Below are 26,862 nucleotides of genomic sequence, written 5' to 3'. Positions count from 1 at the left end.
CGAACGGATGCGAAATGATGATTTAGCGCACATCTTGATGTATCGGGCGGAAGCGTTCATAACGCGACACTCCGCGCAGGGGGCACGGCGCGGTGGGCACAGAGGCACAAAGGCGCGACGAGTAGCGCATACGCAAAGGGCCGGCCCCGGTCGCACAACCGGGAGCCGGCCCTTTCACAACCCGCACGCCGCCGTCAGCGGCACTCGGGTGACATCACCTCACATCTGGCAGCCGCGGGGCGTCACAACAGCCCGTCCCACATCTGCTCCAGCAGCACCGACCACCAGCTCTCCGGCGACCCGAGCGCCGCAGGGTCGAGCGCGGCGAGCTGGGCCTGGAAGTCGACGGTCCAACGGCCCGCCTGCTCCTGGTTCAGGCCGAAGCGAAGACGCCACATCCGGCCCAGCAGCGCCAGGCAGCGCTGGAACTCGAGCAGGCCCGTGTTCACGAACTGCGGCGGTACGGGCGCGCCGCCCGGGCCGGCCTCCACGGGCACGGCGACGATGTTCGCCGTGCCGTACTGCACACAGATCGCCTTGCCGAAGTCGCTGCCCATCACCAGGTACGACCCCGCGTCCGACGCCGGCTGCACCCCCCGCTCCTGCGCCAGCTCGGCCAGCGTCGGAACGGGCCGCCCCGGCTGGGCCTGCGCCCAGAAGAACGGACCCATGTCCATCGGCAGACCGCCGACCACCAGGCAGTGCGCCACGACCGGCGGCACGCCCTGCCGGGACACGGCGGCCTGCTCGAACCGGAAGAGCCCCGGCCCGAACGCGCCCGCCAGCTCCTGCGCCACGCCCTCCGGCGGAATCGGCGGCACCGGCTGGACCGGCTGCACCGGGACACGCACCGGCGCCGGCCGGGCGGGCCCGTCGGCCACCTGGTGCAGCTCGCCCTGATGGGCGATCAGCTGCTGCATGCCCTGCTGCCGGCTCGCATGATCCGTGCCGTACGGCGCGATCGACGTGATCCGCGCCTGCGGCCACTGCTCCCGGATCATCCGCGCGCAGTACGCGCCCGGCAGCTCACACGACTCCAGCTCCGTGTGCAGCTCCAGCACCTGGTCCGGGGGCACGTTCATGCCCCGCAGCTCGTGGAAGATCTGCCACTCCGGATGCGGCGTGCCCGGCGCCGAACGCCGGATGAGCTGCTGCTCCGACCCGTCCTGCGCACGGTAACGGAGAACGGCCTGGTAGCCGGGGCCCACGGTCGGCTGACCGGCGGGCGGCTGGGGGTAGCCGTACGCCGGAGGCTGACCCGGACCGGGCTGACCGGGCGGGGGGACCGCGCCGGGCGGCATCGGGGGTTGAGGGGCGCCGGGCGGCGGCATCCCCGGGGCGCCGGGGGCCATGCCCGGAGCGCCGGGCGGCATGCCGGGTCCGCCGGGCGGCGCACCGGGGGCGCCCGGCGGCATGCCCGGAGCTCCGGGCGGCTGCGGCGCGCCGGGTGCCGACGGCGGAGGCGGCACACCGGGTCCGCCCACCGGGGGCGCGGCCAGCACCGTCTCCGCGTGGTGAACACCATCGCGAGCGCCACCGGGGGCACCCGGAGGCTGCGGAGCGCCGGGCGGGTTCGGGACGCCAGGCGGATTCTGCGCACCCGGCATACCCGGAGCGCCCGGAGCACCGGGCGGGTTGGGAAGACCGGGCGGATGGGGCGCACCCGGCGCCCCAGGGAGTCCAGGCGGTCCCGGTGGCTGCGGAGCGCCGCCCATCTGGCTCGGGTCGGCCAGCACGGTCGCGGCATGGTGCACACCGCCCGGGGGCGTACCGCCAGGCGTGCCGGGCGGGTTGGGGGCGCCCGGAGGCTGCGGCGCGCCGGGCATACCGGGCGCACCCGGGGCACCGGGCGGCTGCGGAATGCCGGGCCCGCCGACGGCACCCGGCCCCTGCGGAGCCCCCGGCCCGGCAGCACCCTCAGGCCCGGGACCGAGCCCCGGCACCATCTGCGTCGGAACGTACCCGCCTGCCGGCGTCCCCGGAGCACCCGGCGTCCCCGGAGCTCCCGGCGGAGGCGGCGGCGTGGCCCCACCCCGCGCACGAGGAGGCGCCGCCTTGCTCGTCGCGGCATCGGCGATGTCCCCGGCGTTGGGCGCCAGCGACCGCCCGGGCGCACCCGGAGCCTGCGGCGCACCCTGCGGGTAGCCGTAGGAGGGCGCAGGCGGCGGCGTGGCACCAGGCGCGGGGACGCCCGGCGCACCCGGACCCTGCGGGTACCCGTACGAAGGAGCCTCCGGCGGCGGAGGCGTCGCGCCCGGCGTGTCGGAACCGTCCAGCGCCGGCGAGACCGCGGTCTTCGGAAGCTGGCTGCCGCCCGACATCAGTGCCGTCTTCGCGTCGGGCGGCGTGGCGTCGTCAGCGCTCAGCGGCGGCGCGAACACCGTCTCCGGCAGCGGCACCGAACGGTCCTCACCGGGATCGGCGTTGGTGTCCGTACCGGCCCAGGGAGTCGCCCCCTCGGGCACTCCGGGCTCCCTCGGCGGAGGAGTCGACGAGGACGCGGCGCCCACGGGCACCCCGCCCTGCGTCTCGGGCAACGACCCGGCATCCGACGTACCGGCGACCGCACCGGTGTCGAAGTCCGAAATCGAAGCCGAGCCCGAACCGGAGCCCGAACCCCCGTCCCGCCGGTCCGGAACGCCCATCCGGTCCGCCGCCTCCTGCAACCACTCGGGCGGGGTCAGGAGGAACGACGTCTGATTCAGATCGACCCGCGCCGGAGCCGCCGGCGCCGGTGCCGCGGCCGCGTCCTCACGGCCGTACTCCTCCTCGTACCGACGGATCACCTCGCCCACCGGCAGCGCCGGCCACAGCGTGGCCTCCCCGCTGTCCCGGGCGATCACCAGCCGCTGTGCGCCGCCGTCCGAACGCGGCCCGTCCGCACGGTCCTCGGCCCACACCACGAACCCGAGCCCGAACTCCCGTACCCGCACCTCACGATGCTGGTACGCCGGCACCTCGCCGTTGATCCACTCTTCCGCACGCTCCTGCGCCTGCGCGAACGTCACCATCGCGAAGCTCACTCCCCCACAGCCGCGGCAGCAACGGGCACCACACGCGCGAACCCACCGTCCACCATCAGATTCGCCACCGTCTCCAACTCCGGCGGAGAACCCGCCAGCCGGGACAGAAACGCGTCGAAGTCCTCACCGCACGGCATCAGCAGTCGCTCCACACGCTCCGCCGGCGACCACGAGGGATCGGCGTCCCGCGCGTCGTCGTACGCGCAGAACCACACCGAACCCAGCCGGTCGCCCTTCACCTTCACGGCCAGCAGCCCGCCCTGCACGAACCCGACACCCAGGTAGTCCTTGGTCAGATGGTCGCGCAGACACTTGTTGACGTAGACCAGGTCATTGACCGCGGCCTCGTCCCGCACCGTGAACAGCGGCTGGTCGACCAGCAGGCCCAACTCCGCGTCCAGCGCCGTGCCCACCGGGGCGCACCCGCCCGCCGCCTTCAGGAACGACCGATACGCGCCCGGCAGCCGGTACCCGAGATCCTCCTCGACACCCAGCGCCTGCGCCTCCGTCACCGCCACACCCGACTTGGGCAGCCGGAAGTGCGCCGGCCGCGTCTCCTGCAACGGCCGTGTCCCCCGCTTGTGATGGTCCACCATCGACGTCGCGATACCGCCGTGATGCCGCAGCAACGCCTTCACCTCGACCGGAACCAGCTCCAGCCGCCGCGAACCCACCACGTGGTGCCACGTCCAGCCGTGCGGCGTCGCCACCGCCGGCACCGTGTCCCACAACTCGTGCCGCGACGCCGCCAGCGCGGCGTTCGCCGACACATAGTCCGTCAGCCGCAACTCGTCGACGCCGAAGCCCTCCGGCGGCTCGGCGATCTCCACCGCCGCGCGCGCATACGGGGAGAAGTCGGGGTGACCACGCTCGTCCACCCGTACTCCTCTCGGGTGACGCGACGCGCGAACCGGATCCGGGAAATTCACGACCTGCCCGGCGTAGGCCGCGTTCGGCGGCGCGGCGTGTCCCCCGGCCTGGCGGCCGGGAGGTGCCCCCAGCCCGAGCCGACCTGTCGTCATGGCGGTTGCCCCCTGCGGCGTTCAGATACGGTCCGCCATGACCACTCTCGGTCACAACGCCCTGTATCACCTGTCTCGTCCCCATCCAAGCGTCACCGCATGGAAAGCGGTGCCGACAGCCTATGCGGTACGACGACACCGGTCACCGGCGCCGGTTGTGACCCCCTCCGCTTCCGTGACCAGCCGTCACCCTGCCGTGACAGCCCGCCCAAACCCGGGCGTGTCGCGGCGCCCCAGCTTCCGCACCTGCCACGCCGTTTGGCACTCTGTGACGTCCGAGAGCATGCCCGGGGGATGCTCGGGAGGGGATGATGAACATGAACGCGACGCAGACAGGCCAACCCGCCGCCAGGTCCGGCGACCCCCGCATCGGCTGGAGCGCCAACGAGAACCCCCACGCGCCCGCCCTCCGCCACCGCCGCGACGGCATACTCCCCACCGTCGCCGCCGCCCTCTCCGTCCGCGGCGAAACCCTCACCGGCACCGCGGCCCGCGGCGACCAGCCCCCCGCACTGCACCACCTCGTCCAGGACTTCCTCGACACCCTCACCAGCGGCCAGCGCGACCGCTTCACCGGCCGCTGCGCCGAGACGATCCTGATCTCACGCCACATCGCCGCGGCCGACGCGACCCGCAGCAAACGCGCCGCGCGCAAACCCATGACCAACGGCGAAGCCCGCAAAGCCCTCAAACAGGCCAAACTGACCGCCCGCCGCATCCGCGAGGACGGCGACCCCCTGCACGGCAGCTTCGCCACCCCGTGTCGCGCCTGCACCGCCCTCAGCGCCCACTTCGGCGTCCGCGTCGTCGACCCGTCAGCGACAGACGGCTGACCCGACTCCCGCCACAGACCGCCGACCCGCCCCCACCACACCCGCACATCCCGCACATCCCATAGGCACCGACGAACGAAGGGCAGATGCACACCGACCGCACCTCCACCACCCGCTTCCCCGTCCCCGTCGACGCCGCCCTGCGCGCCGCCGGCTGGCAACCCGGACGCTGGGACATCAAGCAAGCGGAGATCTGGGCCGACACCCTGCGCGAACACACCTCACCGGCCGGCCACCGCCACGCCGTCTTCCCCGCCGCCGTGGAAGCGTGGGCCGAATTCGGCGGCCTCCACCTCGCACCCACGGGTCCCGGCCGCCAGGTCGCCCCCGCCGCCCTCCACTTCGACCCGCTGCACGGCCTGCACATGGCCCGCACCCTCGGCGACCTCGGCCGCGCCCTCGACACCGAGGTCTGCCCCCTCGGCGCCGAAACCGACACCGAGGCGCTCCTGGCCATCGACACCGAAGGCCGTATCTACGCCCTCGACCACACCGGCGACTGGTACCTCGGCCCCGATATCGACCAGGCTCTCGCCGGCCTCGTCGCCGGCATAGAACCGGCACGGCTCACAGCGGGCTGACACACGGCAACGGCCGCGACGGCCACAGGGCCCAGCGACTGTGGACTGCGGCTACGCCGCCGGAATCACCGCCGACACCCGGAAACCCCCCGCATCCGTCGGCCCCGACACGAACACCCCGCCGAGCGCCACGACCCGTTCCTTCATCCCCACCAGGCCGTTGCCCCCCGACGGCAGCCGGGCCAGCGACGCCGACGACAGCTCCGGCGGCGGCTCGTTCTCCACCTGCATCGCGATCTCCGACACCCGGTGCGCGAGCCGTACATGCGTCTTCGCGCCCGCCGCGTGCTTGTGGACGTTCGTCAACGCCTCCTGCACCACCCGGAACGCCGTCTGCTCGATCTTCGGCGCATACGCCCGCGAGTCCCCCTCCACGGACAGATCCACCACCATCCCCGCCGCGGCGGACTGCTCGATCAGCTCGTCCAACTCCGACAGACAAGGCCCCTCGGCGCCGACCTCGTCCCCGCCGACACCCCGCCCCCGATCGGCCGCCGCCGCGGCAGCGGCCCCCACAGCGGCAAGCGGTACGGCAGCACCCCGAGGCCGGTCCACATCCGAAGGCTGCCGCGCGGCAGCCCCGCTGCGCAGCACCCCGAGCATCTCCCGCAACTCGGTCAGTGCCTGCCGCCCCATGTCCCCCACGAGCGCGGCGTTCTTCACGGCCTTCTCGGGATCCTTGCGCGCCACGGCCTGGAGCGCCGCCGCATGCACCACCATCAGGCTCACCCGATGCGCGACGACGTCATGCATCTCCCGCGCGATCCGGGTGCGCTCCTCGTTCCGCGCCCATTCGGCACGCTCCTCCGCCCGCTCCGCGAGCAACTGAAGCTCCCGCTCCAGACTGTCCGCCCGCTCCCGCAGGCTCTCCATCAGCCGCCGCCGGGCGCCCACATACAGCCCGAGCAGCAGCGGAGGCGCCGTCACACCGAGAGCTGTGGTGACCGACGCGAACGGAATCACCCAGTCCCCGAAGGTCAGATTCCCCCGTGCCACGTCCTGCCGCACCCACACGAACGTCACGATCAGCATCCCGACGAACGACATCCCCGCGAGCGACGCGATGATCCGCCGCGGCAGCTCGGTCGCGGCCAGGGTGTAGAGGCCGACGATGCCCAGCAGGATGCCCATCTGGGCGGGCATGACGGCGATGGACACGAGCACCACGGCTATCGGCCACCGGCGCCGCACCAGGAGCACCGACCCGGCCAGAACCCCGAACACGACCCCCGCGGCCACCGGAATACCGGCATCCCGCGCGAACCGAACCCCCTCCGCTCCGCACTCCAGCGCGGACGCGACGGCCAGACTCACGTCCAGCACGGCACTGCGCAACCTGCCCCACCACCATGGCCCCGCCCCCGGTGGCGGTTCCCCGGCCTGGTCTTCCCCCGTCGTGGTCATGCCTCCAGCCTACGGGCGGGCAGCCTTGGTTTTCCGGCGACTTTTGTGGACTGGCCTACACCACACTCCGTAACCGCACGTAAGCGAAACAGCCCGATATCGCTCGAACTGCGAAGCCGGGCGCAGACGCAGTCCCGAGAGCGGCGTCGATCGCCGGGCCGACCTGTACCGTCGCGAGGAAGGCGCCTGGTACGGCATAGTGTTGGGTGCCGACTCGGCGACCTGACCAATTGTCCGGTCCAGTCGAGTTAATTCCCCCGTGGTGTAATTGGCAGCACTGTGGCTTTTGGTGCCATCTGTCCGGGTTCGAGTCCTGGCGGGGGAGCACGCATCCGGTTCGGGCTCTGACTGCTGACAGCTCAGTCAGGGCCCGCTCCCATGTCCCCCACGAAACACCCCGGTATCCTGCGGATGTCACCCCACCCCCTCCACAGCCGAAGGGCATCCCGTGAGCGCCATTCGCCCGGCAGCCGTCGTCGTTCTCGCAGCGGGTGAGGGCACCCGTATGAAGTCGGCCACACCGAAGGTCCTGCACGAGATCTGCGGACGCAGCCTCGTGGGTCATGTGCTCGCCGCCGCGCGTGAGTTGCAGCCCGAGAACCTGGTCGTGGTCGTGGGGCACGCCCGCGAGAAGGTCTCCGCGCACCTCGGTGAGATCGACCCCGGCGTACGCACCGCCGTACAAGCGGAGCAGAACGGCACCGGGCACGCCGTAAGGATGGCCCTGGAGGAGCTCGGCGGGGCGGTCGACGGGACCGTGGTGGTCGTCTGCGGCGACACTCCCCTTCTGACCGGCGAGACCCTGACCCACCTCGCCGCCACCCACTCCGCCGACGGCAACGCCGTGACGGTGCTGACCGCCGAGGTCCCGGACGCGACCGGGTACGGGCGGATCGTGCGCGACGGCGCCTCGGGTGCGGTGACGGCCATCGTGGAGCACAAGGACGCGAGCGAGTCGCAGCGGGCGATCCGGGAGATCAACTCGGGTGTGTTCGCCTTCGACGGGCAGCTGCTCGCCGACGCTCTCGGGAAGGTCCGTACGGACAACTCGCAGGGCGAGGAGTACCTGACCGACGTGCTGGGGATCCTCCGCGAGGCCGGTCACCGCGTCGGCGCCTCCGTGGCGGGCGATCACCGTGAGATCGCCGGGATCAACAACCGCGTGCAGCTGTCCGAGGCCCGCCGGATTCTCAACGACCGGCTGCTGACCGACGCGATGCTGGCCGGCGTCACCGTCGTGGACCCCGCGACGACCTGGGTCGATGTGACCGTCACCTTCGAGCAGGATGCCGTCGTCCTGCCGGGTACGCAGCTGCAGGGGTCCACCCATCTCGGCGAGGGCGCGGAGGTCGGCCCCAACAGCCGGCTGAAGGACACGCGTGTCGACGCGGGTGCCCGCGTGGACAACACGGTGTCCGAGGGTGCGCATGTGGGCGCGAACGCGACGGTGGGGCCGTTCGCGTATCTGCGGCCGGGGACACGGCTGGGCGCCAAGGGCAAGATCGGCACCTACGTCGAGACGAAGAACGCCTCGATCGGTGAGGGGACGAAGGTGCCTCACCTCTCTTACGTGGGTGACGCGACGATCGGCGAGTACACGAACATCGGCGCCGCGAGTGTCTTCGTGAACTACGACGGACAGGACAAACACCACACGACGGTCGGCTCGCACTGCCGCACCGGCTCGGACAACATGTTTGTGGCGCCTGTCACGGTCGGGGACGGTGCCTATACGGCGGCCGGGTCCGTGATCACGAAGGACGTGCCGCCCGGTTCGCTGGCTGTGGCCCGCGGTCAGCAGCGGAATATCGAGGGTTGGGTGGCCCGTAAGCGTCCGGGCAGTGCGGCCGCGAAGGCGGCTGAGGCGGCGTCTCGCCAGGAGGACGGCGAGGGCTGACCGGAAACACGTGCGTCAAACACGGCGTACCGTGATAAGTGCACACCCGCACCCCACCAGCTGAGACGGCCTCCACCATGCCCAGCCGAGGTCGCTCTACAGGCAGCTGAGACACCTCTGAGGAGACAGTGCTGTGACCGGGATCAAGACGACCGGCGAGAAGAAGTTGATGTTCTTCTCCGGCCGCGCCCACCCCGAGCTTGCCGAGGAGGTCGCCCAGCAGCTGGATGTCGGGGTTGTCCCGACGAAGGCCTTCGACTTCGCGAACGGTGAGATCTACGTCCGCTATCAGGAGTCGGCGCGTGGTGCGGACTGCTTTGTGATCCAGAGCCACACGGCTCCGATCAATCAGTGGATCATGGAGCAGCTGATCATGATCGACGCGCTGAAGCGTGCGTCGGCGCGCTCCATCACCGTGATTGTGCCGTTCTACGGTTACGCACGGCAGGACAAGAAGCACCGTGGCCGTGAACCCATTTCGGCGCGTCTGATCGCGGACCTGATGAAGACGGCGGGTGCGGACCGCATTCTGACCGTGGACCTGCACACCGACCAGATCCAGGGCTTCTTCGACGGTCCCGTCGACCACCTCTTCGCCCTGCCGCTTCTCGCGGACTACGTGGGCCGGAAGGTCGACCGGGAGAAGCTGACGGTCGTGTCTCCCGACGCGGGGCGTGTGCGGGTGGCCGACCGGTGGTGCGACCGGCTGGGTGCGCCGCTCGCGATCGTGCACAAGCGTCGCGACAAGGACGTGGCGAACCAGGTGACGGTCCACGAGGTCGTGGGTGAGGTCAAGGGCCGGGTGTGTGTGCTGGTCGACGACATGATCGACACCGGTGGGACGATCTGTGCCGCGGCCGACGCGCTGTTCGCGCACGGCGCCGAGGACGTCATCGTGACGGCGACGCACGGTGTGCTGTCGGGTCCGGCGGCGGACCGGCTGAAGAACTCGCGGGTGAGCGAGTTCGTGTTCACGAACACGCTGCCGACGCCGGGTGAGCTGAGCCGTGACCTGGACAAGCTGACGGTGCTGTCGATCGCGCCGACGATCGCGAGTGCGGTGCGTGAGGTGTTCGAGGACGGTTCGGTGACGAGCCTGTTCGACGAGCAGTAGAGATCCTTTTGGGAACGGCCTCCCTGTCCGAGTAGACTGCTTCAGTTGCTCGGCGAGGGAGGCCGTACCTGTTCGCGCAGGTGTCGGCGATCCGTTATCGACGCGCTCTTCGTAGCAGGCCGTTCGTGGCCGGGTGACCACGTCCGTCTCCAGTTCTACGAGGAGTGATCATGTCCGAGGTCAAGATCTCCGCCGCCACCCGCACCGAGTTCGGCAAGGGTGCCGCCCGTCGTATCCGTCGTGACTCCAAGGTTCCCGGTGTCCTGTACGGCCACGGTTCCGACCCGCTGCACCTGACCCTTCCGGGCCACGACCTGCTGCTCGCCCTGCGTACGCCGAACGTCCTGATCGCCCTGGACATCGACGGCAAGACCAACGAGCTGGCCATCCCGAAGTCCGTGCAGCGTGACCCGATCAAGGGCTTCCTGGAGCACGTCGACCTGCTGCTGGTCAAGCGCGGCGAGAAGGTCACCGTCGAGGTCCCGGTCCACGCCGAGGGCGAGCTCGCCGCCGGCGGCAACCTGCTGGAGCACGTGCTGAACGCGCTTCCGGTCGAGGCCGAGGCCACGCACATCCCCGAGTCCTTCACCGTGTCCGTCGAGGGCCTGGAGGCCGGCGCCTCCGTCCTGGCCAAGGACATCAAGCTGCCGAAGGGCACCACGCTGGCCGTCGAGGACGACACTGTCGTCCTGCAGGTCCTGGCCGCGCAGGCCGAGGAGGCCCCGGAGGGCGACGAGGCCGCCGAGGGCGAGGAAGTCGCCGAGGCCTGATCCTCAGCTCTGGCAGAGGCGTGATCCTCGGCTCTGTCATCGGTTCGTCAGCCGCTGTTCCCGATGGGGGCAGCGGCTGGCGTGTATCACTCAAGCTTGCCTGGCAGTACAGCAAGGAGACATGGACGTGACGACCGACCCGAGCGCCCCTTGGCTGATCGCCGGCCTCGGCAATCCCGGACCGGAGTACGCCAGGAACCGGCACAACGTCGGGTTCATGGTGGTGGATCTGCTCGCGGAGCGGATCGGGGGGAAGTTCAAGCGGGCCGGCAGGGCTCAGGCGCAGGTCGTCGAGGGGCGGATCGGGCCGCCGGGGCCGTTGAACCGGCGGGTGATCGTGGCGAAGCCGATGTCGTACATGAATCTCTCGGGCGGTCCGTTGAACGCTCTTCGGGACTTCTACAAGGTGCCGGTGGGCAATATCGTCGCCGTTCATGACGAGTTGGACATCGACTTCGGCACGCTGCGGTTGAAGCTGGGCGGCGGGGACAACGGGCACAACGGGCTCAAGTCGATGACGAAGGCGATGGGGCCGGAGTACCACCGGGTGCGGTTCGGGATCGGACGGCCGCCGGGGCGTATGCCGGTCGCGGACTTCGTACTGAAGGACTTCTCGGCGGCGGAGCGCAAGGAGCTGGACTACTTCGTGGACCGGGCGTCGGATGCGGTGGAGGCTCTGGTGATCGAGGGGCTGGAGCGGGCGCAAAGCACGTACAACTCCTGACTTGTCCGCCCGGGCGAACGGGCCCAGGTTGACCGGCAGTAGGAGCATGGCCAAGGATCGCGGCCATGCCTTCTGCCGTTGTCTCCAGTCAGGGCGCTTTCACCGCGCTGCGGTTCGGACGGCTCGCGTCGATGGGTACGGTCGCGGTGCTGATTCTGATCGCGGGTGTGTGGGCGTCGTGGGGCAGCGCGCAGCATGTGATGCTCACGAAGGGCCGGGAGAGCGGCACGATCGAGGTGACCCGGTGTGGTGCGGACTCCTGCAGCGGGCCGTACACGCCGATCTCGGCGGGGTCGCAGCCGCGCACATCGGTCGTCATCGAGAAGAACGTGGCCGTGCGCAAGGGGCAGACGTACACGGTCGTGATCAAGCCGGGCGGTGACTCCGTCGTGCGGTCCGGACCCGCGGGGATCCTGTACTCCTGGGTTCCGATGGGCGGAGCGCTGTTGCTGGCCTCGGTCGTCGTCGCGGGCGGGCTGCGTCGGACGCGGCTGGCGTGGGTGATGGCGGGGTCGGGGGTCGCGCTGCTGACGGCGGCGTTCGTGACGGTCTGAGGTGTGTGCCGTTCTCCATGTCTGTGGAGGATCCGAGTGTTGCCTGTCCGTGATTGACCAGGAGTCAGCGCGGGCTGGATGCTGAGCCGCCCCCTCCACATCTTCCCGTTCCTTCTCGAAGATGGACTACTGCCTCATGCGTACCCTCAACCGCGTCGGTGCCCTGTCCGCCGTCGCCGCGGCCGCGTTGCTGGCCGCTCCGGCCGCCGCCCACGCCACACCTCCCGGCGACAACGGGACCGTCAAGATCCATGACGCCTCCACTGGCGAGGAACTGCGCAAGAACGAGCCGCACGTGTGCGAGTTCTACGTGGACGCCTTCGGTTTCGACAGCGTCCAGCAGGTCTCCTGGCACATCGAGGCCTGGGCCCCGACGGCCGCCGTCAAGGGCGAGACCGTGAAGTCAGGTGCGATCACCCTGGACGGCGAGGGTCATGGCCGGACCGCGGACATGACGCTGCCGGACGGGCACTACAAGCTGTTCTGGAACTTCGAGGGCGAGAAGGGGTCCGCCAAGCACAAGGTGTTCTGGACGGACTGCGAGGACGGGGAGCAGGGCGGCGACAGCACGCCCACGCCGTCCGCCCCGTCGTCCACCGCACCGTCCGGCACCGAGTCCGACCCCGGCACGCCGGGCGACTCGACCGAACCGGCCGCCGTCCCGTCGTCGTCCCCGTCTCCGCAGGGCGGCGCCGAGGGCGACCTCGCCGAGACCGGGAACGGCGCGCCGGTGGGCCTGCTGTCCGCGGCCGCCGCGGCGCTGCTGGGTGCGGGCGGGTACATGGTGTTCCGGCGTCGCAGGGTCTGACCGCCACGGCGGTGAAACGAACGGTGCCCCCGTGCTCTTCGTACGAGCACGGGGGCACCGTCATGTGCGGCTGGCTCAGCCGGTGTTGCGCAGGCCCGCCGCCACGCCGTTGACGGTGAGCAGCAGCGCCCGGGCGAGGAGCGGGTCGGGCTCGGCGCCGGCGGCTGCCGCGTCGCGCTGGCGCTTGAGGAGGGTGACCTGGAGGTAGGAGATCGGGTCCAGGTAGGCGTCGCGGATGGTGAAGGTCTGCTTGAGGACCGGGGCGGCGTCGAGGAGTTCCTTCTCGCCGGTGATCTTCAGGACTTCGGCGACGGTGAGTTCGTGCTCGGCGCGGATGGCGTCGAAGACGTGCTTGAGGTCGTCCGGCACGAGGGTGTCGACGTAGTGGGCGGCGATCCGCAGGTCGGTCTTGGCGAGGGTCATCTCGACGTTGGAGATGAAGTTGCGGAAGAAGTGCCACTGCTCGTGCATCTCGTCGAGCACGGTGTCCAGGCCGGCCTGGCGCAGCGCCTTGAGGCCGGAGCCGACGCCGAACCAGCCGGGCACGATCTGCCGGGACTGCGTCCAGCCGAAGACCCACGGAATGGCGCGCAGGCCATCGAGCGAGACGCCCGAGCCGGGGCGGCGAGAGGGCCGCGAGCCGAGGTGCAGGTCGGCGAGCTGGTCCACCGGCGTCGACGCGAGGAAGTAGGACGGCAGGTCCGGGTCCTCGACGAGCTTGCGGTAGGCCGCGTGGGCCGCGTCGCTCGCCACGTCCATGGCGGCGTCCCAGCGGGCGAGAGCCTCGTCGGACTGGCGCGGCGCGGTGTGCAGGGCGGAGGCCTGGAGGGTGGCCGCGACGGTCAGCTCCAGGTTCTCCCTGGCCAGGGAGGGCACGAGGTACTTGTCGGAGATGACCTCGCCCTGTTCGGTGACCTTGATCTCGCCTTCGAGGGTGCCCCAGGGCTGGGCGAGGATCGCGTCGTGGGAGGGGCCGCCACCGCGGCCGACGGTGCCGCCGCGGCCGTGGAAGAGGCGCAGGCGGACGCCGTAGCGGTGGGCCACGTCGCGCAGCCGGCGCTGGGCACGGTGGATCTCCCACTGCGAGGTGGTGATGCCGCCGAACTTGGAGGAGTCGGAGTAGCCGAGCATGACCTCCTGGACGTCGCCCCTGAGCGCGACGAGGCGCCGGTAGGACGGGTCGGACAGCATGTCCTCCAGGATGGTGTCGGCGGCCTTGAGCTCGTCGGTGGTCTCCAGCAGCGGCACGATGCCGATCTTCGCCCAGCCGGCGTGCAGGTCGATCAGGCCGGCCTCGCGGGCGAGGACGCTTGCCGCGAAGACGTCGTCGGCGCCCTGGCACATGGAGATGATGTACGACTCGATGACCTCGGGTCCGAAGACCTCCAGGGCCCGCTTGACGGTCTGGAACACGCCGAGGGTCTTCTCGCCGGCCGCGTCCACGGGTGCGGGGGTGGGGGCGAGGGGGCGGCGGGACCGCAGTTCCTTGGCCAGCAGCTTGGCGCGGTAGTCGCGGGGCATGTCGGCGTAGCGCCAGGACTCCTCGCCTAGGCGGTCGAAGAGCTGGCCGAGGGCGTGGTGGTGGGCGTCGGCGTGTTCGCGTACGTCCATCGTGGCGAGCTGGAGGCCGAACGCGGACAGGGTGCGGATGGTCCGGTTCATGCGGCCCTCGGCGAAGAGGCCGCCGCGGTGTTCCCTGAGCGAGGTCTGGATCAGCTTCAGGTCGTGCAGGAGCTCGCCGGTGCCGAGGTAGTCGCGCCCTGCCTCGTGCGGAATGTTCCTGGCCAGGCGCGTCTTGGTGTTCTCCAGCTTCTGCCGGATGCAGGTGGCCTTGAGCCGGTAGGGCTCCTCGGCGTTGAGGCGCTTGTAGCGGGGGCTGATCTCGGGGAGGTTCTCCAGGTCGGCCTGGAGGGAGGTCAGCAATTCCTCGGTGGCGCCGGTGTAGCGGATGGAGTTCGACAGGAAGCCGCGCAGCTCGTCGATCATCTCCAGCGCGTCGTTGATGCCGTGCTCGTGTTGGAGGATGAGGACGTCCCAGGTCACCTGGGGGGTGACGTTGGGGTTGCCGTCGCGGTCGCCGCCGATCCAGGTGCCGAAGGTGAGGGGGCGGGTGGCGTCCGGGAGCTTGTGGCCGACGCGCTCCAGTTCCGCGGTGAGGTCCTCCAGGACGTCACCGACGGCGCCGGCGTGCAGTTCGTCGAGGTAGTAGATGGCGTTGCGGGCCTCGTCGGCGGGCTCCGGGCGCACGACGCGCAGCTCGTCCGTCTGCCATACGAGGTCGATGTTCTCGGCCAGTCGGGTGTCGTGCCGGCGCCGGTCCCCTTCGAGGACGGGGGTCTCCAGGAGCGCGGCGACACGCCGAAGCTTGTTGAGGACGGACCGGCGCGCGGCCTCGGTGGGGTGCGCGGTGAAGACGGGGCGCACGTTGAGGTGCTCGATGGTCTGGCGCAGGTGCTCGGGGTCGGCGTCCTTCAGCCGGTCGGCCGTACGGGCGAGGAGGCCGCCCTCGGCTGCGCGGCGGGCGCGCAGCTCACGGCCGCGGTGGACCTGCTCGGTGACGTTGGCCAGGTGGAAGTAGGTGGAGAAGGCGCGGACCAGCTTGGCGGCGGTGTCCAGCTCCGTGCCACGCAGCAGTTCGGCGGCGGCCTCGCCGTCCTCGCGGGTGAGGCGGCGGACCTTCTCGACCAGGTCGAGGAGCTCGGGGCCTTCCTGCCGGACGAGGCTCTCCCCGAGGAGGTCACCCAGTCGGCGGATGTCGGCACGCAGCTCACTGCTGGTCGTCGTGGTCTGGTCGTCGGCACTGCTCACAGGTGCGGCTCCTTGCAGTGTTGAAGCTCGTCCGGGAGGGAACTCGGCGCCCGGGGGCCGCGCGGCGGGGGCCGCATACGGCTCCTGGCATCCGGAAAGAATTCAGAGCGGACCGCGCTGTCCGACCGACTCCAAGGATAGGTGTCCATGCGGACGCGCAGACTCTCGGGCTCTTGCCGCCGGGCGACGCACTGCCATACTTACGACGCCGTAGGTTACGTAGCCGTAGGGACCGATGTAACGGAACCTGGGAACAGTTCCTGCGACCCGGCACCTGCCACAACCCTCGAACCCCACAGGGGACGCCCATGACCACGAGCTCCGATGTGATCGAAGACGCCCCGAAGGCGAACGACGACACCACTCCCTCAGCCACGCTCGGCGGTGAGAAGAAGGGATCGCTCGAGCAGTTCGCCCTCCTCCTCTTCATCGTCGTCCCGTTCCTGGCGCTCGGCGCCGCGGTGCCGCTGGCCTGGGGCTGGGGCGTGAGCTGGCTCGACCTCGGTCTGCTGGTCTTCTTCTACTTCTTCGCCTGCCACGGCGTCACGATCGGCTACCACCGCTACTTCACCCACGGCTCCTTCAAGGCGAAGCGCCCGCTGCGCATCGCGCTCGCCATCGCCGGCTCGATGGCGGTGGAGGGCCCGCTGGTCCGCTGGGTCGCGGACCACCGCAAGCACCACAAGTTCTCCGATGCGGAAGGTGACCCGCACTCCCCGTGGCGTTATGGCGAGACGGTCCCGGCCCTGATGAAGGGCCTGTGGTGGGCGCACATCGGCTGGATGTTCGACGAGGAGCGCACTTCGCAGGAGAAGTACGCGCCGGATCTGATCAAGGACACGGCGATCCGGACGATCTCCCGTCAGTTCATCTACTGGACGATTCTGTCGCTGGCGCTGCCCGCCCTGATCGGCGGTCTGGTGACGATGTCCTGGTGGGGCGCGTTCACGGGCTTCTTCTGGGGCTCGCTCGTGCGGGTGGCGCTGCTGCACCACGTGACGTGGTCGATCAACTCGATCTGCCACGCGGTGGGCAAGCGCCCGTTCAAGTCGCGCGACATGTCCGGCAACGTGTGGTGGCTGGCGGTCCTGTCCTGCGGTGAGTCCTGGCACAACCTGCATCACGCGGACCCGACGTCGGCGCGGCACGGTGTGGAGCGCGGGCAGATCGACTCCTCGGCGCGGATCATCCGCTGGTGCGAGCAGCTCGGCCTGGCCTACGACGTGCGCTGGCCGTCACGCTCGCGTATCGATTCCCGCCGGAACACCGGGGAAGGGGACTCCCGGCGCCGGAAGGAGCCCGCGAAGGCGGCATGATTGACGGAATGGCGACCGACTCCAGCAGCAACACCGGCAACGAGAAGCAGCGGCGGGCGCGCCGTACCCGGATGACCGGTGCGGAGCGCCGCCAGCAGTTGCTGGAGATCGGTCGGACCCTGTTCGCCGCGAAGGGCTTCGAGGGCACGTCGGTCGAGGAGATCGCGGCGAAGGCCGGGGTGTCCAAGCCGGTGGTGTACGAGCACTTCGGCGGCAAGGAGGGGCTGTACGCGGTGGTGGTGGACCGCGAGATGCGGCGGCTGCTGGACATGGTGACCAGCTCGCTGACGGCCGGCCACCCGCGTGAACTGTGCGAGCAGGCGGCGTTCGCTCTTCTGGACTACATCGAGGAGTACACGGACGGCTTCCGCATCCTGGTCCGTGACTCGCCCATCCCGCAGTCGACGGGGTCCTTCGCCTCGCTGATCTCAGACATCGCGACCCAGGTGGAGGACATCCTGGGCCGCGAGTTCAAGAACCGCGGCTTCGACTCCAAGCTGGCCCCGCTGTATGCGCAGGCCCTGGTCGGGATGGTCGCCCTGACCGGCCAGTGGTGGCTGGACGTCCGCCGCCCGAAGAAGGCGGAAGTCGCCGCCCACCTGGTGAATCTGGCCTGGCACGGGCTGGACGGGCTGGAGCCGAAGCCGCGGCTGATAGGACACCGCAAGAGCTGACACGCTCCGCGGTGCCGGCGCACTCAGCGCTTGAGGGTCACGCCGAGTGCTTGGACGCGCTCTCTGCCTGACGCGCTCAGTGCTTGAAGGTGTCCTTCCCCTTCTCCTTCGCCTGGCGCGCGTCGCCCTTCATCTGGTCGGCCTTGCCTTCGGCGGTCATCCGCTCGTTGCCGGCCATGCGACCCATCGCTTCCTTGGCCTTGCCCTTGAGCTGTTCCTTCTTGGCCCGGCTCTTCTCTTCCTTCGCCACGTTTCTCACTCCCGCAAGTTCGACGTCTGTTGCACCCCGGGTGACCCTCCGCAGGGCCCTCAAACGGGGGCTCCCGGCCTCGCGGCGATCGGCTCCAGGAACTCCAGCCGGTTGCCCACGGGGTCGTACGAGTAGAACCGGCGGTGCCCCGGCAGGTCGTCGTCCCAGGTCACGCCCGCTCCCCGGGCCGCCAGCCGGGAGGCGTACGCCTCGATGCCGGTGACCCGCAGCCCGGGGTGGGCCTTCTTGGCGGGCCGGAAGTCCGTCTCGATACCGAGGTGCAGCTGCACCGGCCCGGCCTGGAACCAGCAGCCTCCGCGTGCGGCGAGCACGGGCGGCTTGGGGGTCTCGGTCATCCCGAGGACGCCCGCGTAGTACGCCCGCAGCCCGTCCTCCGAACCGGGCGGCGCCGCGAGCTGGACATGGTCGACGGCAGTGATCATCAGGCTCCCCTGCGCGCCACGGCGAAGATCCGCCGGAACGGGAAGGGCGTGCCGTGGACACCCGGCGGATAGGCCTCGCGCAGGGCCGCCCGGTAGTCGTGCAGGAAGGCTTCCCGCCGGTCGGGAGCGTCAGCGAGGGCGGTCAGGACGGGGCGCAGCCCGGTGCCCTTCACCCAGTCGAGGACGGGGTCGTCGCCGGTGAGGAGATGGATGTACGTCGTCTCCCACACGTCCGCCGTGCAGTCGAGGTCGGCCAGGCGGGCGAGGTAGTCCTGCGGGGTGAGGACGGCGTCGGTGTGGCGCAGGGTGTCGGAGAGGCCGTGGCGATGGGCGAGGTCGCGCATCAGACGGTGGCTGGGGGCGTCGAAGTTGCCGGGGACCTGGAAGGCGAAGGTGCCGCCGGGGCGCAGGCCCCGCACCCAGTCGCCGAAGCGGTCCACGTGCCCGGGCACCCACTGCAGCGTGGCATTGCTGACGATCAGATCGTACGGCTCACCCGGCGTCCACGTCCGTACATCGGCGTGGGCGAAATCGAGGCGGCCGCCACCGGCTGTCGGCCCTTCGTACTCGACGTGGGCCTTGTCGAGCATCTCGGCGGAGTTGTCGTGACCGGTGATGTGCGCGGTGGGCCAGCGTTCGGCGAGCACGGCGGTGACGTTGCCGGGGCCGCAGCCGAGGTCGGCGATGCGGGGCCGCTCGCCGGGGAGGTCGGGGATGCGGGCGAGGAGGTCGGTGAAGGGGCGGGCGCGGTGGTCGGCGTGGCGCAGGTACTGGGCGGGGTCCCAGGTGGGGGTGGCGGCAGCGGACATGGCGGGGTCTCCTGTCTGTCGCTTCTGTCGTTCTCCAGCCTGCCCCGCAAGATATCTTGACGTCAAGAGACTTCACGTCGACACAACCACTACACTGATCGTCATGGAGGACGAGGTCGATCGGCTGGTCGCAGCATGGCGCCGGGAGCGCCCGGACCTCGACGTGGAACCGCTCGAGGTGCTCAGCCGGGTGAGCAGACTGGCCCGGCATCTGGACCGCGCACGCCGGCTGGCCTTCTCCGAGCACAGCCTGGAGCCCTGGGAGTTCGACGTCCTGACCGCGCTCAGGCGCGCGGGGACCCCGTATCAGCTCTCACCGGGGCAGTTGCTGACGCAGACCCTGGTCACCTCGGGCACGATGACGAACCGTATCGACCGGCTGGCCAAGAAGGGCCTGGTGGAGCGCCTCCCCGACCCCAGCGACCGGCGCGGAGTCCTGGTCCGCCTCACGGACGAGGGCCGCGACCGCGCGGACCAGGCCCTTGCCGGGCTGCTGGACCAGGAGCGCGCGATCCTCGCGGAGCTGTCGCGTGCGCAGCGGGGGGAACTGGCGGGGCTGCTGCGTCAGCTGACGGCGCCGTTCGACAACATCCCTGGCTAGGCGCTCCGCTGGGAGTGCCCCGCTGATCAGGCACCGCTAATCAGGCGCTACTGCTTTCCTCCGGCAGGATTCGGGCGGCTGGTCCCAAGTCGACCGGGCCGACCCCCGCCCGTCGCGCGAGCGCTACCGCGGCCAGTGTGGAGTGGACGCCCAGCTTGCCGAGGACGTTCTGCATATGGGTGCGGACGGTGTGCGGGGAGAGATACAGGCGCTCGGCGACGGCCTTGCGCCCCAGTCCTGCCACCATGCACCGCAGGACCTCCCGTTCGCGCGGGGTCAGTGACTCCACCAGCCGCTCGCTCTCGGTGCGGTGCTTACGCGCGGCCGTCAGCTCCCGCAGAACGCCCGTGAGCAGGGCGGGCGGAAGATGCGTCTCGTCGCGCAGCACCCCGCGGATGACGGTGAGCAGCCGGGAGAGTGAGCAGTCCTTGGCGACCCACCCGGAGGCCCCGGCCTGCAGGGCGAGCGCGGCCCGGCGCGGATCGTCCTTCTCGGCGAGGACGACGATCCGTACCGCAGGCTGCGCGGAACGGACGCCGACGACCAGCGAGATGCCGTCGACGAGCCCGTCCTCGCCCACCTCCTGAACGGGCATGGCGGGCCGTACGCCCGGCACGTTGCCGCCCAGGTCGGCGTCCACGAGCAGCACGTCGTACCGGCGCCCCTCGGCGACCGCGCGCTCCAGGCTGCGCAGCGCGGCAGGACCGCTGCCGGCGGCGGAGACGTCGACATCGGGCTCGGCCGCCAGCGCGGCGGCGAGTGACTCGGCGAAGATGCGATGGTCGTCGACGACCAGGACTCGGATGCGAACCACGAAACCCCCTTCCCCAAGCTCCCGAAGAGCAGGGGATACCCCATCGTCATGAGGACGACACCGGGAGACGAACACCGTCGCGGGTACGGCGCCCGAAGCTTGGATGGCCGCACGGCCGCCGCCGTGCAGGAACTGCTACCCCCACTTCGGGCGTCGTACCCGACCTGTCTCGCCCCCTGATCAACACCGGCCCCCACCGGTGCTGTCCATCAGAGTACGGGCGGGGGGCAGGAGCGGAAGGTAATTTGCAGAACTGGTTGGCCGACGCGTTTATGGTGAGCCGCATGTTTCGTCTGGAGACAGAAGTCGACAAATCTCGCCAGGATCTGCTTCGTCGGCGACTGCGGGACACCGACACCGCGGCCTCCCCCATCCTGCGCGCCCTGCGCGGAACCCCAGGTGAACGCGAACATCCGCTCCAGGTCTGGGCGTTGGACGACTCGGGCGTCGTGGTCGGCGGGCTCGTCGGCCACACCTGGACCACCTGGCTCCACGTCACCTACCTCTGGGTCGACGAACGCCACCGCGGTGCCCGCCTGGGTTCACAGTTGCTCGCAACTGCAGAGCGCCTGGCCCACGGCGAACGGGGCTGCACGGCCGCACGCCTGGAGACATGGGACTTCCAGGCGCCGGAGTTCTACCGCAAACGCGGGTACGACGTGGTGTGCGTGATCCCCGACTATCCGCCGGGGATCACGGAGTACACGCTCACCAAACGGCTGGGGTGAGCGGGTCAGCGCACCCGCCGCGCACCCGCCGCGGGCACGGCCTCGAAAACCCGCGGCGCCGTGAACCCGGCGGCGGCGAAGGCCTCCTCGACGGACTTGGTGACGGTCTGGACGTCGGCCGCCTCGGCCAGCACGATCGCCGAGCCGCCGAAGCCGCCGCCGGTCATGCGAGCGCCCAGGGCGCCGCCGGCCAGGGCGGTGTCCACGACCAGGTCCAGCTCCGGGCAGGAGATGCGGAAGTCGTCGCGCAGTGAGGCGTGGCCCGCAGTCAGGACCGGGCCGATCGCGCGGGTGTCACCCGACTCCAGCAGGGCGACCACCTGCTCGACGCGCTGGTCCTCGGTGACGACGTGGCGCACCAGCCGGCGCACCTCCTCGTCGTCCCCGAGCCGGTCGAGCGCCGCGTCCAGCTCGTCGTACGCCACGTCCCTGAGCGCGTCCACGCCCAGCAGCGCCGCGCCCTTCTCGCAGCCCGCCCGCCGCTTGCCGTACTCGCCCTCGCTGTGGGAGTGCTTGACCTGGGTGTCGACGACGAGCAGGCGCATGCCCTCTGCAGCCAGGTCGAAGGGGATCTGCTTCTGGGAGAGGTCGCGGGTGTCGAGGAACAGGGCGTGCCCGGCCTCGCAGCAGGCGGACGCCGTCTGGTCCATGATGCCGACGGGGGCGCCGACGTAGACGTTCTCCGCGCGCTGGCACAGGCGAGCCAGCTGCCAGCCCTTCAGACCGAGGTCGTAGAGGTCGTTCAGGGCGAGCGCCACGACGACCTCCAGCGCCGCCGACGACGACAGGCCCGCGCCCGCCGGGACCGTCGAGGCCAGGTGGATGTCGGCGCCGGTCACCGCGTGGCCGGCCTGGCGCAGCGCCCAGAGCACACCCGACGGGTACGCCGTCCAGCTCCGGTCGGACTCAGGCTCCAGCTTCTCGACGCGCAGTTCCACGACGCCGCCCTCGACGTCTGCCGAGTGCAGCCGCAGGGCCCCGTCCGTGCGCCGTGAAACCGCGGCGACCGCGGTGTGCGGCAGCGCGAACGGCATGACGAAGCCGTCGTTGTAGTCCGTGTGCTCGCCGATCAGGTTGACCCGGCCCGGCGCGGCCCACACCCCCTCCGGCTCCGCCCCGTACAGCTCTCTGAACCGCTCGGCGACCGCGGCTGCCGTGTCGACGCTCATCCCCAAACCCTGACCTTCCCTGCTGCTGCATCCGACAGCCGCTACGCGGCGGGGGCCGAAGCGGCCGGTGAGTTGACCGGCCGGACAGCCGTGGAACGGGCCGTACTTACCGGCCGTAGAACTTAGCCTGCGCGCCGCTGGGCGAACTCCCACGCGTCGGCGACGATCCCCGCGAGGTCCGCGCGGGACGGGTTCCAGCCGAGCCGCTCGCGGGCGGTGTCGGCGGAGGCGACCAGGACCGCCGGGTCGCCGCCCCGGCGCGGGGCCACGACCTCGGGGATCGGGTGCCCGGTGACCTGGCGGACGGTCTCGACGACCTCGCGGACGGAGAAGCCGTTGCCGTTGCCGAGGTTGCAGATGAGGTGCTCGCCCGGCTTGGCGGCCCTGAGCGCCAGCAGGTGGGCGTCGGCGAGGTCGGCGACGTGGATGTAGTCGCGCACACAGGTGCCGTCCGGCGTCGGGTAGTCGTCGCCGAAGACGGAGATCGCGTCGCGCCGGCCCTGGGCGACCTGGAGGACGAGCGGGATGAGGTGCGACTCGGGGTCGTGGCGCTCGCCGCAGTCGCCGTAGGCACCCGCCACGTTGAAGTACCTGAGGGACACGGCGCCGAGTCCGTGGGCCGCCGCCTCGCCACTGATCATGTGGTCGACGGCGAGCTTGGAGGCGCCGTACGGGTTCGTGGGCTGCGTCGGGGCCGACTCGACGATCGGCACCTCCTCGGGCTCGCCGTAGGTGGCGGCGGTGGAGGAGAAGACGAGCTTGCGCACGCCGGCGTCACGCATCGCGCCGAGCAGCGCCATGGTGCCGCCGACGTTGTTGTCCCAGTACTTCTCCGGCTTGACTACCGACTCGCCGACCTGCGAGAACGCGGCGAAGTGCAGCACGGCGTCGAAGGAGGAGTCCAGCCACTTGGCGGCGTCGCGGATGTCGCCCTCGATGAAGGAAGCCCCGGCCGGCACGCCCTCGCGGAACCCGGTCGAGAGGTTGTCGAGGACGACGACCTCGTCTCCCGCCTCCAGCAGATGCTGGGCGACCACGCTGCCCACATAGCCGGCGCCACCGGTGACCAGGTACTTCCCACTCATGAACTCGCTACCTCTCGCAGTCGCTCGGCCGCGCGCTCCGGCGGCACGTCGTTGATGAACACGTTCATGCCGGATTCGGAACCCGCGAGAAACTTCAGCTTGCCGGAAGTGCGGCGGATGGTGAAAAGCTCGAGGTGAAGAGCGAAGTCCTCACGCACCACGCCCTCGAATTCCTCCAGTGTGCCGAACGGCGCCTGGTGCCAGGCGGCGATGTACGGCGTCGGAGGCTCACCCGCGGAGTTCGCCCCTCCATCCCGTCCGTCGAAGATCCGGTCGAAGCGCCTCAAGAGTTCCAGATAAACCTTGGGGAACTCTGAGCGCGCCTCTTCGTCGAGCGCGAGCAGATCGGGCACCCGGCGCTTCGGGTACAGGTGGACCTCGTACGGCCAGTGCGCGGCATACGGCACGAAGGCCGCCCAGTGTTCACTCTCCAGGACGACCCGCCGGTCGGCGAGTTCACGCTCCAGAACGGCGTCGAAGAGGTTCCCCCCGCCGGTGGCGTCCTTGTGGGCGGCCAGCGAACGCAGCATCAGGGCGGTGCGCGGGGTGGTGAAGGGGTAGGCGTAGATCTGCCCGTGGGGGTGGCCGAGGGTGACGCCGATCTCGGCGCCACGGTTCTCGAAGCAGAAGACCTGCTCCACGGAGGGCAGGGACGACAGTTCGGAGGTCCGGTCGGTCCAGGCGTCCAGGACCAGCCGGGCCTGCTCCTCGGTGAGGTCGGCGAAGGAGGCGTTGTGGTCGGAGGTGAAGCAGACGACCTCGCAGCGCCCGGAGTCACCGGCGAGCGAGGGGAAACGGTTCTCGAAGACCACGACGTCGTACGACGAGTCGGGGATCTCGCTCAGCCGCTCACCCTGCGAAGGGCACAGCGGGCACTCGTCGGCCGGCGGGTGATAGGTCCGCCCCTGCCGATGCGAGGCGATGGCGACCGCGTCCCCCAGCAGCGCGTCCCGGCGGACCTCGGACGTGGTGACGGTCCGGTCCAGCGGCCGCCGGTCGACGGCGTCCCGCACGGTGTCGTCGCGCAGGTCGTAATAGACGAGCTCACGACCGTCGGCCAGGCGGGTCGAGGTCTTCTTCACGCTGGACTCCTCCATCAAACATAACTAAACACAGAGAAACACAACTCACCACCTCAGTCAACATCACAATCAAACAAAGACCATCACCTGACGTGTTCAATTACTGAACACGGCGGCGTAGGTTCCGCTCTGTATCGGTTCGCGCAACGAAGCGAGTACTTATGCAAACCCCCACACATTCCCCCACCTACCTCGCCGCCGAGCTACGGCTCCCCACGAACTGGCTCGACTACACGCTGCTGGGTATCTACTTCGTCGTCGTGCTGGGCATCGGCTTCGCCGCCCGCCGCTCGGTGAAGACCAGCCTCGACTTCTTCCTCTCGGGCCGCTCCCTGCCCGCCTGGGTCACCGGCCTCGCCTTCATCTCCGCCAACCTGGCCGCCACCGAGATCCTCGGCATGGCCGCCAACAGTGCGCAGTACGGCGCCTACACCGTCCACTGGTACTGGATCGGCGCCATCCCGGCCATGGTCTTCCTCGGCCTGGTGATGATGCCCTTCTACTACGGCAGCAAGGTCCGCTCGGTCCCCGAATTCCTGTTGCTGCGCTTCGACAGGGGAGCGCATCTGCTCAGTTCGATCCTGTTCGCCTTTGCCGCGATCCTGATCGCCGGGGTGAACCTCTACGCCCTGGCGATCGTGGTCGAGGCCCTGCTGGGCTGGCCCCAATGGGTCGCGATCGTCGTGGCGGGCTTCTTCGTCCTGGCGTACATCACCCTCGGCGGACTGTCCTCAGCGATCTACAACGAAGTCCTGCAGTTCTTCGTGATCCTGGCGGCCCTGATCCCCATCACCATCCTGGCCCTGAAGAAGGTGGGCGGCTGGGACGGCCTGACGGACACCCTGAACAAGTCCCACGGCGACGACTTCGTCACCGCCTGGGGCGGCACCGGCATCGGCGACGCCAACCCGCTGGGCGCGAACTGGCTGACGATCGTCCTGGGCCTCGGCTTCGTGCTGTCCTTCGGCTACTGGACGACGAACTTCGCGGAGGTCCAGCGGGCGCTGTCGGCCAAGAACCTCTCGGCGGCCCAGCGCACTCCGCTCATCGCGGCGTTCCCGAAGATCTTCATCGTGTTCCTGGTGATGATCCCGGGTCTCGCGGCGGCGGCCCTGGTCCCCGGCTTCGGCACCGAGGAGTCGGGCTACCAGTACAACGACGCCATCCCGTACCTGATGGAGGGCCTGCTGCCCAACGGCGTCCTCGGCATCGCGGTCACCGGCCTCCTCGCCGCGTTCATGGCGGGCATGGCGGCGAACGTGTCCTCCTTCAACACGGTGTTCACGACCGACATCTGGGCGCGGTACGTGGTCACCGACCGCGAGGACGGCTACTACGTCCGCTTCGGCCGCCTCATCACCGCGATCGGGGTGCTGGCGTCGATCGGCACGGCGTTCCTGGCGTCGTCCTTCTCCAACATCATGAGCTACCTCCAGACCCTCTTCTCCTTCTTCAACGTGCCGATGTTCGTGGTCTTCATCATCGGCATGTTCTGGAAGCGTGCGTCGATGAAGTCGGGCTTCTGGGGCCTGCTCGCCGGCACGACGGCTGCGATGGTCAACTACTTCGTCCTCTACAAGCAGGACATCATCTCGATCCCCTCCGACCAGGGCGCGAACTTCGTCTCCGCGATCGCGGGCTTCGTGGCCGGCGGGGTCGTCATGGTGGCCGTCTCCCTCTTCACGGCCCCCAAGCCGACGGAGGAACTCCAGGGCCTGGTCTACGGCACCCGCTCGCCCGGCATGGCCGAGCCTCCGGCGCCGGGGGACGAGGCGTGGTACCGCAAACCGGCGTTGCTGGGCTGGGGCGCGGTGGTCCTCGCCGCGGCCTGCTACATCCCGTTCTCCTTCTGACGACGGAGCTCTGAGAACTCATGACCGACCACCACTCCGAACGCCCCGGCTCCTCCGAGAAGGACCTGCTGCGACAAGTCACGGACCTGGAGGGCAAGTCCACGACGGCCGCCCGGCTCTTCGACATCCGGCGCATCATCGGCGGCCTCTTCGTGCTCTACGGCGTCATCGTCACGATCACCGGCCTCACCGACGACGACGCCGCGATCGACAAGGCGCAGGGGATCAACATCAACCTCTGGACCGGGCTCGGGATGCTGCTGCTGGGCCTGTTCTTCCTGGCCTGGCTGAAGCTACGGCCTGCGGCGCCGCCACCTCCGAAGACCTCACCGGAAGACGAACCGGCCCCGTAACGCCCCCGGCGGGGGCAACCCCCAACTCCTCGCCCCCGCCGCCCCTACCCGTCCCATACCTGGGGGCCTGCGGCCCCAGACCCCCGCTTCGGCCCTGAACGGGCCTCGTCCTCAAAATCCCCCAGAGGGGGGCACCCCCAGACGGGC

Annotated in this window: 25 protein-coding genes and 1 tRNA gene; 15 read left to right on the top strand and 11 right to left on the bottom strand. The window is 70.2% G+C overall.

Annotated elements, in window-relative coordinates:
• Nucleotides 1-242 precede the first annotated feature (242 nt).
• The gene (locus OHT51_RS24905; protein WP_328881142.1) at nucleotides 243-3,011 is read right to left on the bottom strand and encodes an SUKH-4 family immunity protein; all 2,769 of its coding nucleotides are present in this window, start codon (nucleotides 3,009-3,011) and stop codon (nucleotides 243-245) included.
• 8 nt (nucleotides 3,012-3,019) lie between these two features.
• On the bottom strand, nucleotides 3,020-4,045 hold the full coding sequence (locus OHT51_RS24900; RefSeq protein WP_328881141.1) for an SMI1/KNR4 family protein: 1,026 nt from the start codon (nucleotides 4,043-4,045) through the stop codon (nucleotides 3,020-3,022).
• 308 nt (nucleotides 4,046-4,353) lie between these two features.
• On the opposite strand from OHT51_RS24900, the gene OHT51_RS24895 reads away from it, so the two are divergent.
• A complete protein-coding gene (locus OHT51_RS24895; protein ID WP_328881140.1) occupies nucleotides 4,354-4,878 on the top strand; it encodes a YwqJ-related putative deaminase in 525 nt (174 codons plus the stop codon).
• An 86-nt stretch (nucleotides 4,879-4,964) separates the two neighbouring features.
• Nucleotides 4,965-5,459 (top strand): SUKH-3 domain-containing protein, encoded by a 495-nt coding sequence (locus OHT51_RS24890; RefSeq protein ID WP_328881139.1) that lies wholly within the window; start codon nucleotides 4,965-4,967, stop codon nucleotides 5,457-5,459.
• Between the two features lie 51 nt (nucleotides 5,460-5,510).
• Here the strand turns inward: OHT51_RS24890 and OHT51_RS24885 are convergent, their stop codons facing one another.
• A complete protein-coding gene (locus tag OHT51_RS24885; RefSeq protein WP_328881138.1) occupies nucleotides 5,511-6,863 on the bottom strand; it encodes a sensor histidine kinase in 1,353 nt (450 codons plus the stop codon).
• Between the two features lie 253 nt (nucleotides 6,864-7,116).
• Between OHT51_RS24885 and OHT51_RS24880 the strand changes: the two genes are divergently transcribed.
• The 7 genes from OHT51_RS24880 to OHT51_RS24850 all read left to right on the top strand — a co-directional run bounded on the left by OHT51_RS24880 (nucleotide 7,117) and on the right by OHT51_RS24850 (nucleotide 12,730).
• Nucleotides 7,117-7,188 (top strand) — tRNA-Gln (locus tag OHT51_RS24880).
• Nucleotides 7,189-7,311: 123 nt separating this feature from the next.
• Nucleotides 7,312-8,760, top strand: coding sequence for a bifunctional UDP-N-acetylglucosamine diphosphorylase/glucosamine-1-phosphate N-acetyltransferase GlmU (gene glmU / locus OHT51_RS24875; protein ID WP_328881137.1), 1,449 nt, complete (start codon nucleotides 7,312-7,314; stop codon nucleotides 8,758-8,760).
• Nucleotides 8,761-8,893: 133 nt separating this feature from the next.
• A complete protein-coding gene (locus OHT51_RS24870; RefSeq protein ID WP_328881136.1) occupies nucleotides 8,894-9,874 on the top strand; it encodes a ribose-phosphate diphosphokinase in 981 nt (326 codons plus the stop codon).
• Between the two features lie 170 nt (nucleotides 9,875-10,044).
• Entirely contained in the window at nucleotides 10,045-10,644 is a 600-nt protein-coding gene (locus OHT51_RS24865) for a 50S ribosomal protein L25/general stress protein Ctc (RefSeq protein ID WP_328881135.1), read from the top strand.
• 121 nt (nucleotides 10,645-10,765) lie between these two features.
• Nucleotides 10,766-11,368, top strand: a complete 603-nt coding sequence (gene pth, locus OHT51_RS24860) for an aminoacyl-tRNA hydrolase (protein ID WP_328881134.1) — start codon at nucleotides 10,766-10,768, stop codon at nucleotides 11,366-11,368.
• A gap of 65 nt (nucleotides 11,369-11,433) precedes the next feature.
• Nucleotides 11,434-11,922, top strand: coding sequence for a hypothetical protein (locus OHT51_RS24855; protein ID WP_328881133.1), 489 nt, complete (start codon nucleotides 11,434-11,436; stop codon nucleotides 11,920-11,922).
• Between the two features lie 136 nt (nucleotides 11,923-12,058).
• Entirely contained in the window at nucleotides 12,059-12,730 is a 672-nt protein-coding gene (locus OHT51_RS24850) for an LPXTG cell wall anchor domain-containing protein (RefSeq protein ID WP_328881132.1), read from the top strand.
• Between the two features lie 75 nt (nucleotides 12,731-12,805).
• On the opposite strand, the gene ppc is transcribed toward OHT51_RS24850, so the two are convergent.
• Entirely contained in the window at nucleotides 12,806-15,538 is a 2,733-nt protein-coding gene (ppc, locus tag OHT51_RS24845; protein WP_328881131.1) for a phosphoenolpyruvate carboxylase, read from the bottom strand.
• 308 nt (nucleotides 15,539-15,846) lie between these two features.
• Between ppc and OHT51_RS24840 the strand changes: the two genes are divergently transcribed.
• Both OHT51_RS24840 and OHT51_RS24835 read left to right on the top strand, forming a co-directional pair.
• Complete coding sequence (locus OHT51_RS24840) at nucleotides 15,847-16,854, top strand: acyl-CoA desaturase (RefSeq protein WP_328881130.1); 1,008 nt, start codon at nucleotides 15,847-15,849, stop codon at nucleotides 16,852-16,854.
• Entirely contained in the window at nucleotides 16,851-17,528 is a 678-nt protein-coding gene (locus OHT51_RS24835; protein ID WP_328881129.1) for a TetR/AcrR family transcriptional regulator, read from the top strand. Before OHT51_RS24840 ends, OHT51_RS24835 begins: the two co-directional genes overlap by 4 nt.
• Before the next feature lie 76 nt (nucleotides 17,529-17,604).
• Here the strand turns inward: OHT51_RS24835 and OHT51_RS24830 are convergent, their stop codons facing one another.
• From OHT51_RS24830 to OHT51_RS24820, 3 genes are read right to left on the bottom strand one after another with little or no spacing between them, the layout of a single operon-like run.
• Nucleotides 17,605-17,778, bottom strand: coding sequence for a CsbD family protein (locus tag OHT51_RS24830; RefSeq protein WP_328881128.1), 174 nt, complete (start codon nucleotides 17,776-17,778; stop codon nucleotides 17,605-17,607).
• Between the two features lie 59 nt (nucleotides 17,779-17,837).
• Nucleotides 17,838-18,221, bottom strand: coding sequence for a VOC family protein (locus OHT51_RS24825; RefSeq protein WP_328881127.1), 384 nt, complete (start codon nucleotides 18,219-18,221; stop codon nucleotides 17,838-17,840).
• Nucleotides 18,221-19,030 (bottom strand): trans-aconitate 2-methyltransferase, encoded by an 810-nt coding sequence (locus OHT51_RS24820; RefSeq protein ID WP_328881126.1) that lies wholly within the window; start codon nucleotides 19,028-19,030, stop codon nucleotides 18,221-18,223. Before OHT51_RS24820 ends, OHT51_RS24825 begins: the two co-directional genes overlap by 1 nt.
• A 103-nt stretch (nucleotides 19,031-19,133) precedes the next feature.
• Here OHT51_RS24820 and tamR point away from each other — a divergent pair, with 103 nt between their 5' ends.
• On the top strand, nucleotides 19,134-19,631 hold the full coding sequence (gene tamR, locus OHT51_RS24815; protein WP_059196100.1) for a MarR family transcriptional regulator TamR: 498 nt from the start codon (nucleotides 19,134-19,136) through the stop codon (nucleotides 19,629-19,631).
• Between the two features lie 40 nt (nucleotides 19,632-19,671).
• Here the strand turns inward: tamR and OHT51_RS24810 are convergent, their stop codons facing one another.
• On the bottom strand, nucleotides 19,672-20,445 hold the full coding sequence (locus tag OHT51_RS24810) for a response regulator transcription factor (protein WP_328881125.1): 774 nt from the start codon (nucleotides 20,443-20,445) through the stop codon (nucleotides 19,672-19,674).
• A 272-nt stretch (nucleotides 20,446-20,717) separates the two neighbouring features.
• On the opposite strand from OHT51_RS24810, the gene OHT51_RS24805 reads away from it, so the two are divergent.
• Nucleotides 20,718-21,173 carry a GNAT family N-acetyltransferase gene (locus OHT51_RS24805; protein WP_328884418.1) on the top strand — a complete coding sequence of 152 codons (456 nt, stop codon included), beginning with the start codon at nucleotides 20,718-20,720 and terminating at the stop codon, nucleotides 21,171-21,173.
• A gap of 5 nt (nucleotides 21,174-21,178) precedes the next feature.
• On the opposite strand, the gene galK is transcribed toward OHT51_RS24805, so the two are convergent.
• The 3 genes from galK to galT form a co-directional block, all read right to left on the bottom strand.
• Nucleotides 21,179-22,342 (bottom strand): galactokinase, encoded by a 1,164-nt coding sequence (gene galK, locus OHT51_RS24800; protein WP_328881124.1) that lies wholly within the window; start codon nucleotides 22,340-22,342, stop codon nucleotides 21,179-21,181.
• Nucleotides 22,343-22,464: 122 nt separating this feature from the next.
• Nucleotides 22,465-23,427, bottom strand: a complete 963-nt coding sequence (galE, locus tag OHT51_RS24795; protein ID WP_328881123.1) for a UDP-glucose 4-epimerase GalE — start codon at nucleotides 23,425-23,427, stop codon at nucleotides 22,465-22,467.
• The gene (galT, locus tag OHT51_RS24790) at nucleotides 23,424-24,509 is read right to left on the bottom strand and encodes a galactose-1-phosphate uridylyltransferase (RefSeq protein WP_328881122.1); all 1,086 of its coding nucleotides are present in this window, start codon (nucleotides 24,507-24,509) and stop codon (nucleotides 23,424-23,426) included. Before galT ends, galE begins: the two co-directional genes overlap by 4 nt.
• 161 nt (nucleotides 24,510-24,670) lie before the next feature.
• On the opposite strand from galT, the gene OHT51_RS24785 reads away from it, so the two are divergent.
• Nucleotides 24,671-26,362, top strand: a complete 1,692-nt coding sequence (locus OHT51_RS24785; protein ID WP_328881121.1) for a sodium:solute symporter family protein — start codon at nucleotides 24,671-24,673, stop codon at nucleotides 26,360-26,362.
• A 20-nt stretch (nucleotides 26,363-26,382) separates the two neighbouring features.
• A complete protein-coding gene (locus OHT51_RS24780) occupies nucleotides 26,383-26,715 on the top strand; it encodes a hypothetical protein (protein WP_328881120.1) in 333 nt (110 codons plus the stop codon).
• Nucleotides 26,716-26,862 lie beyond the last annotated feature (147 nt).

The organism is Streptomyces sp. NBC_00299, from assembly GCF_036173045.1.
GTDB lineage: Bacteria > Actinomycetota > Actinomycetes > Streptomycetales > Streptomycetaceae > Streptomyces > Streptomyces machairae.
The sequence above is the reverse complement of the archived record's forward strand: the minus strand, read 5'-3'. Positions and strand labels throughout refer to the sequence as shown.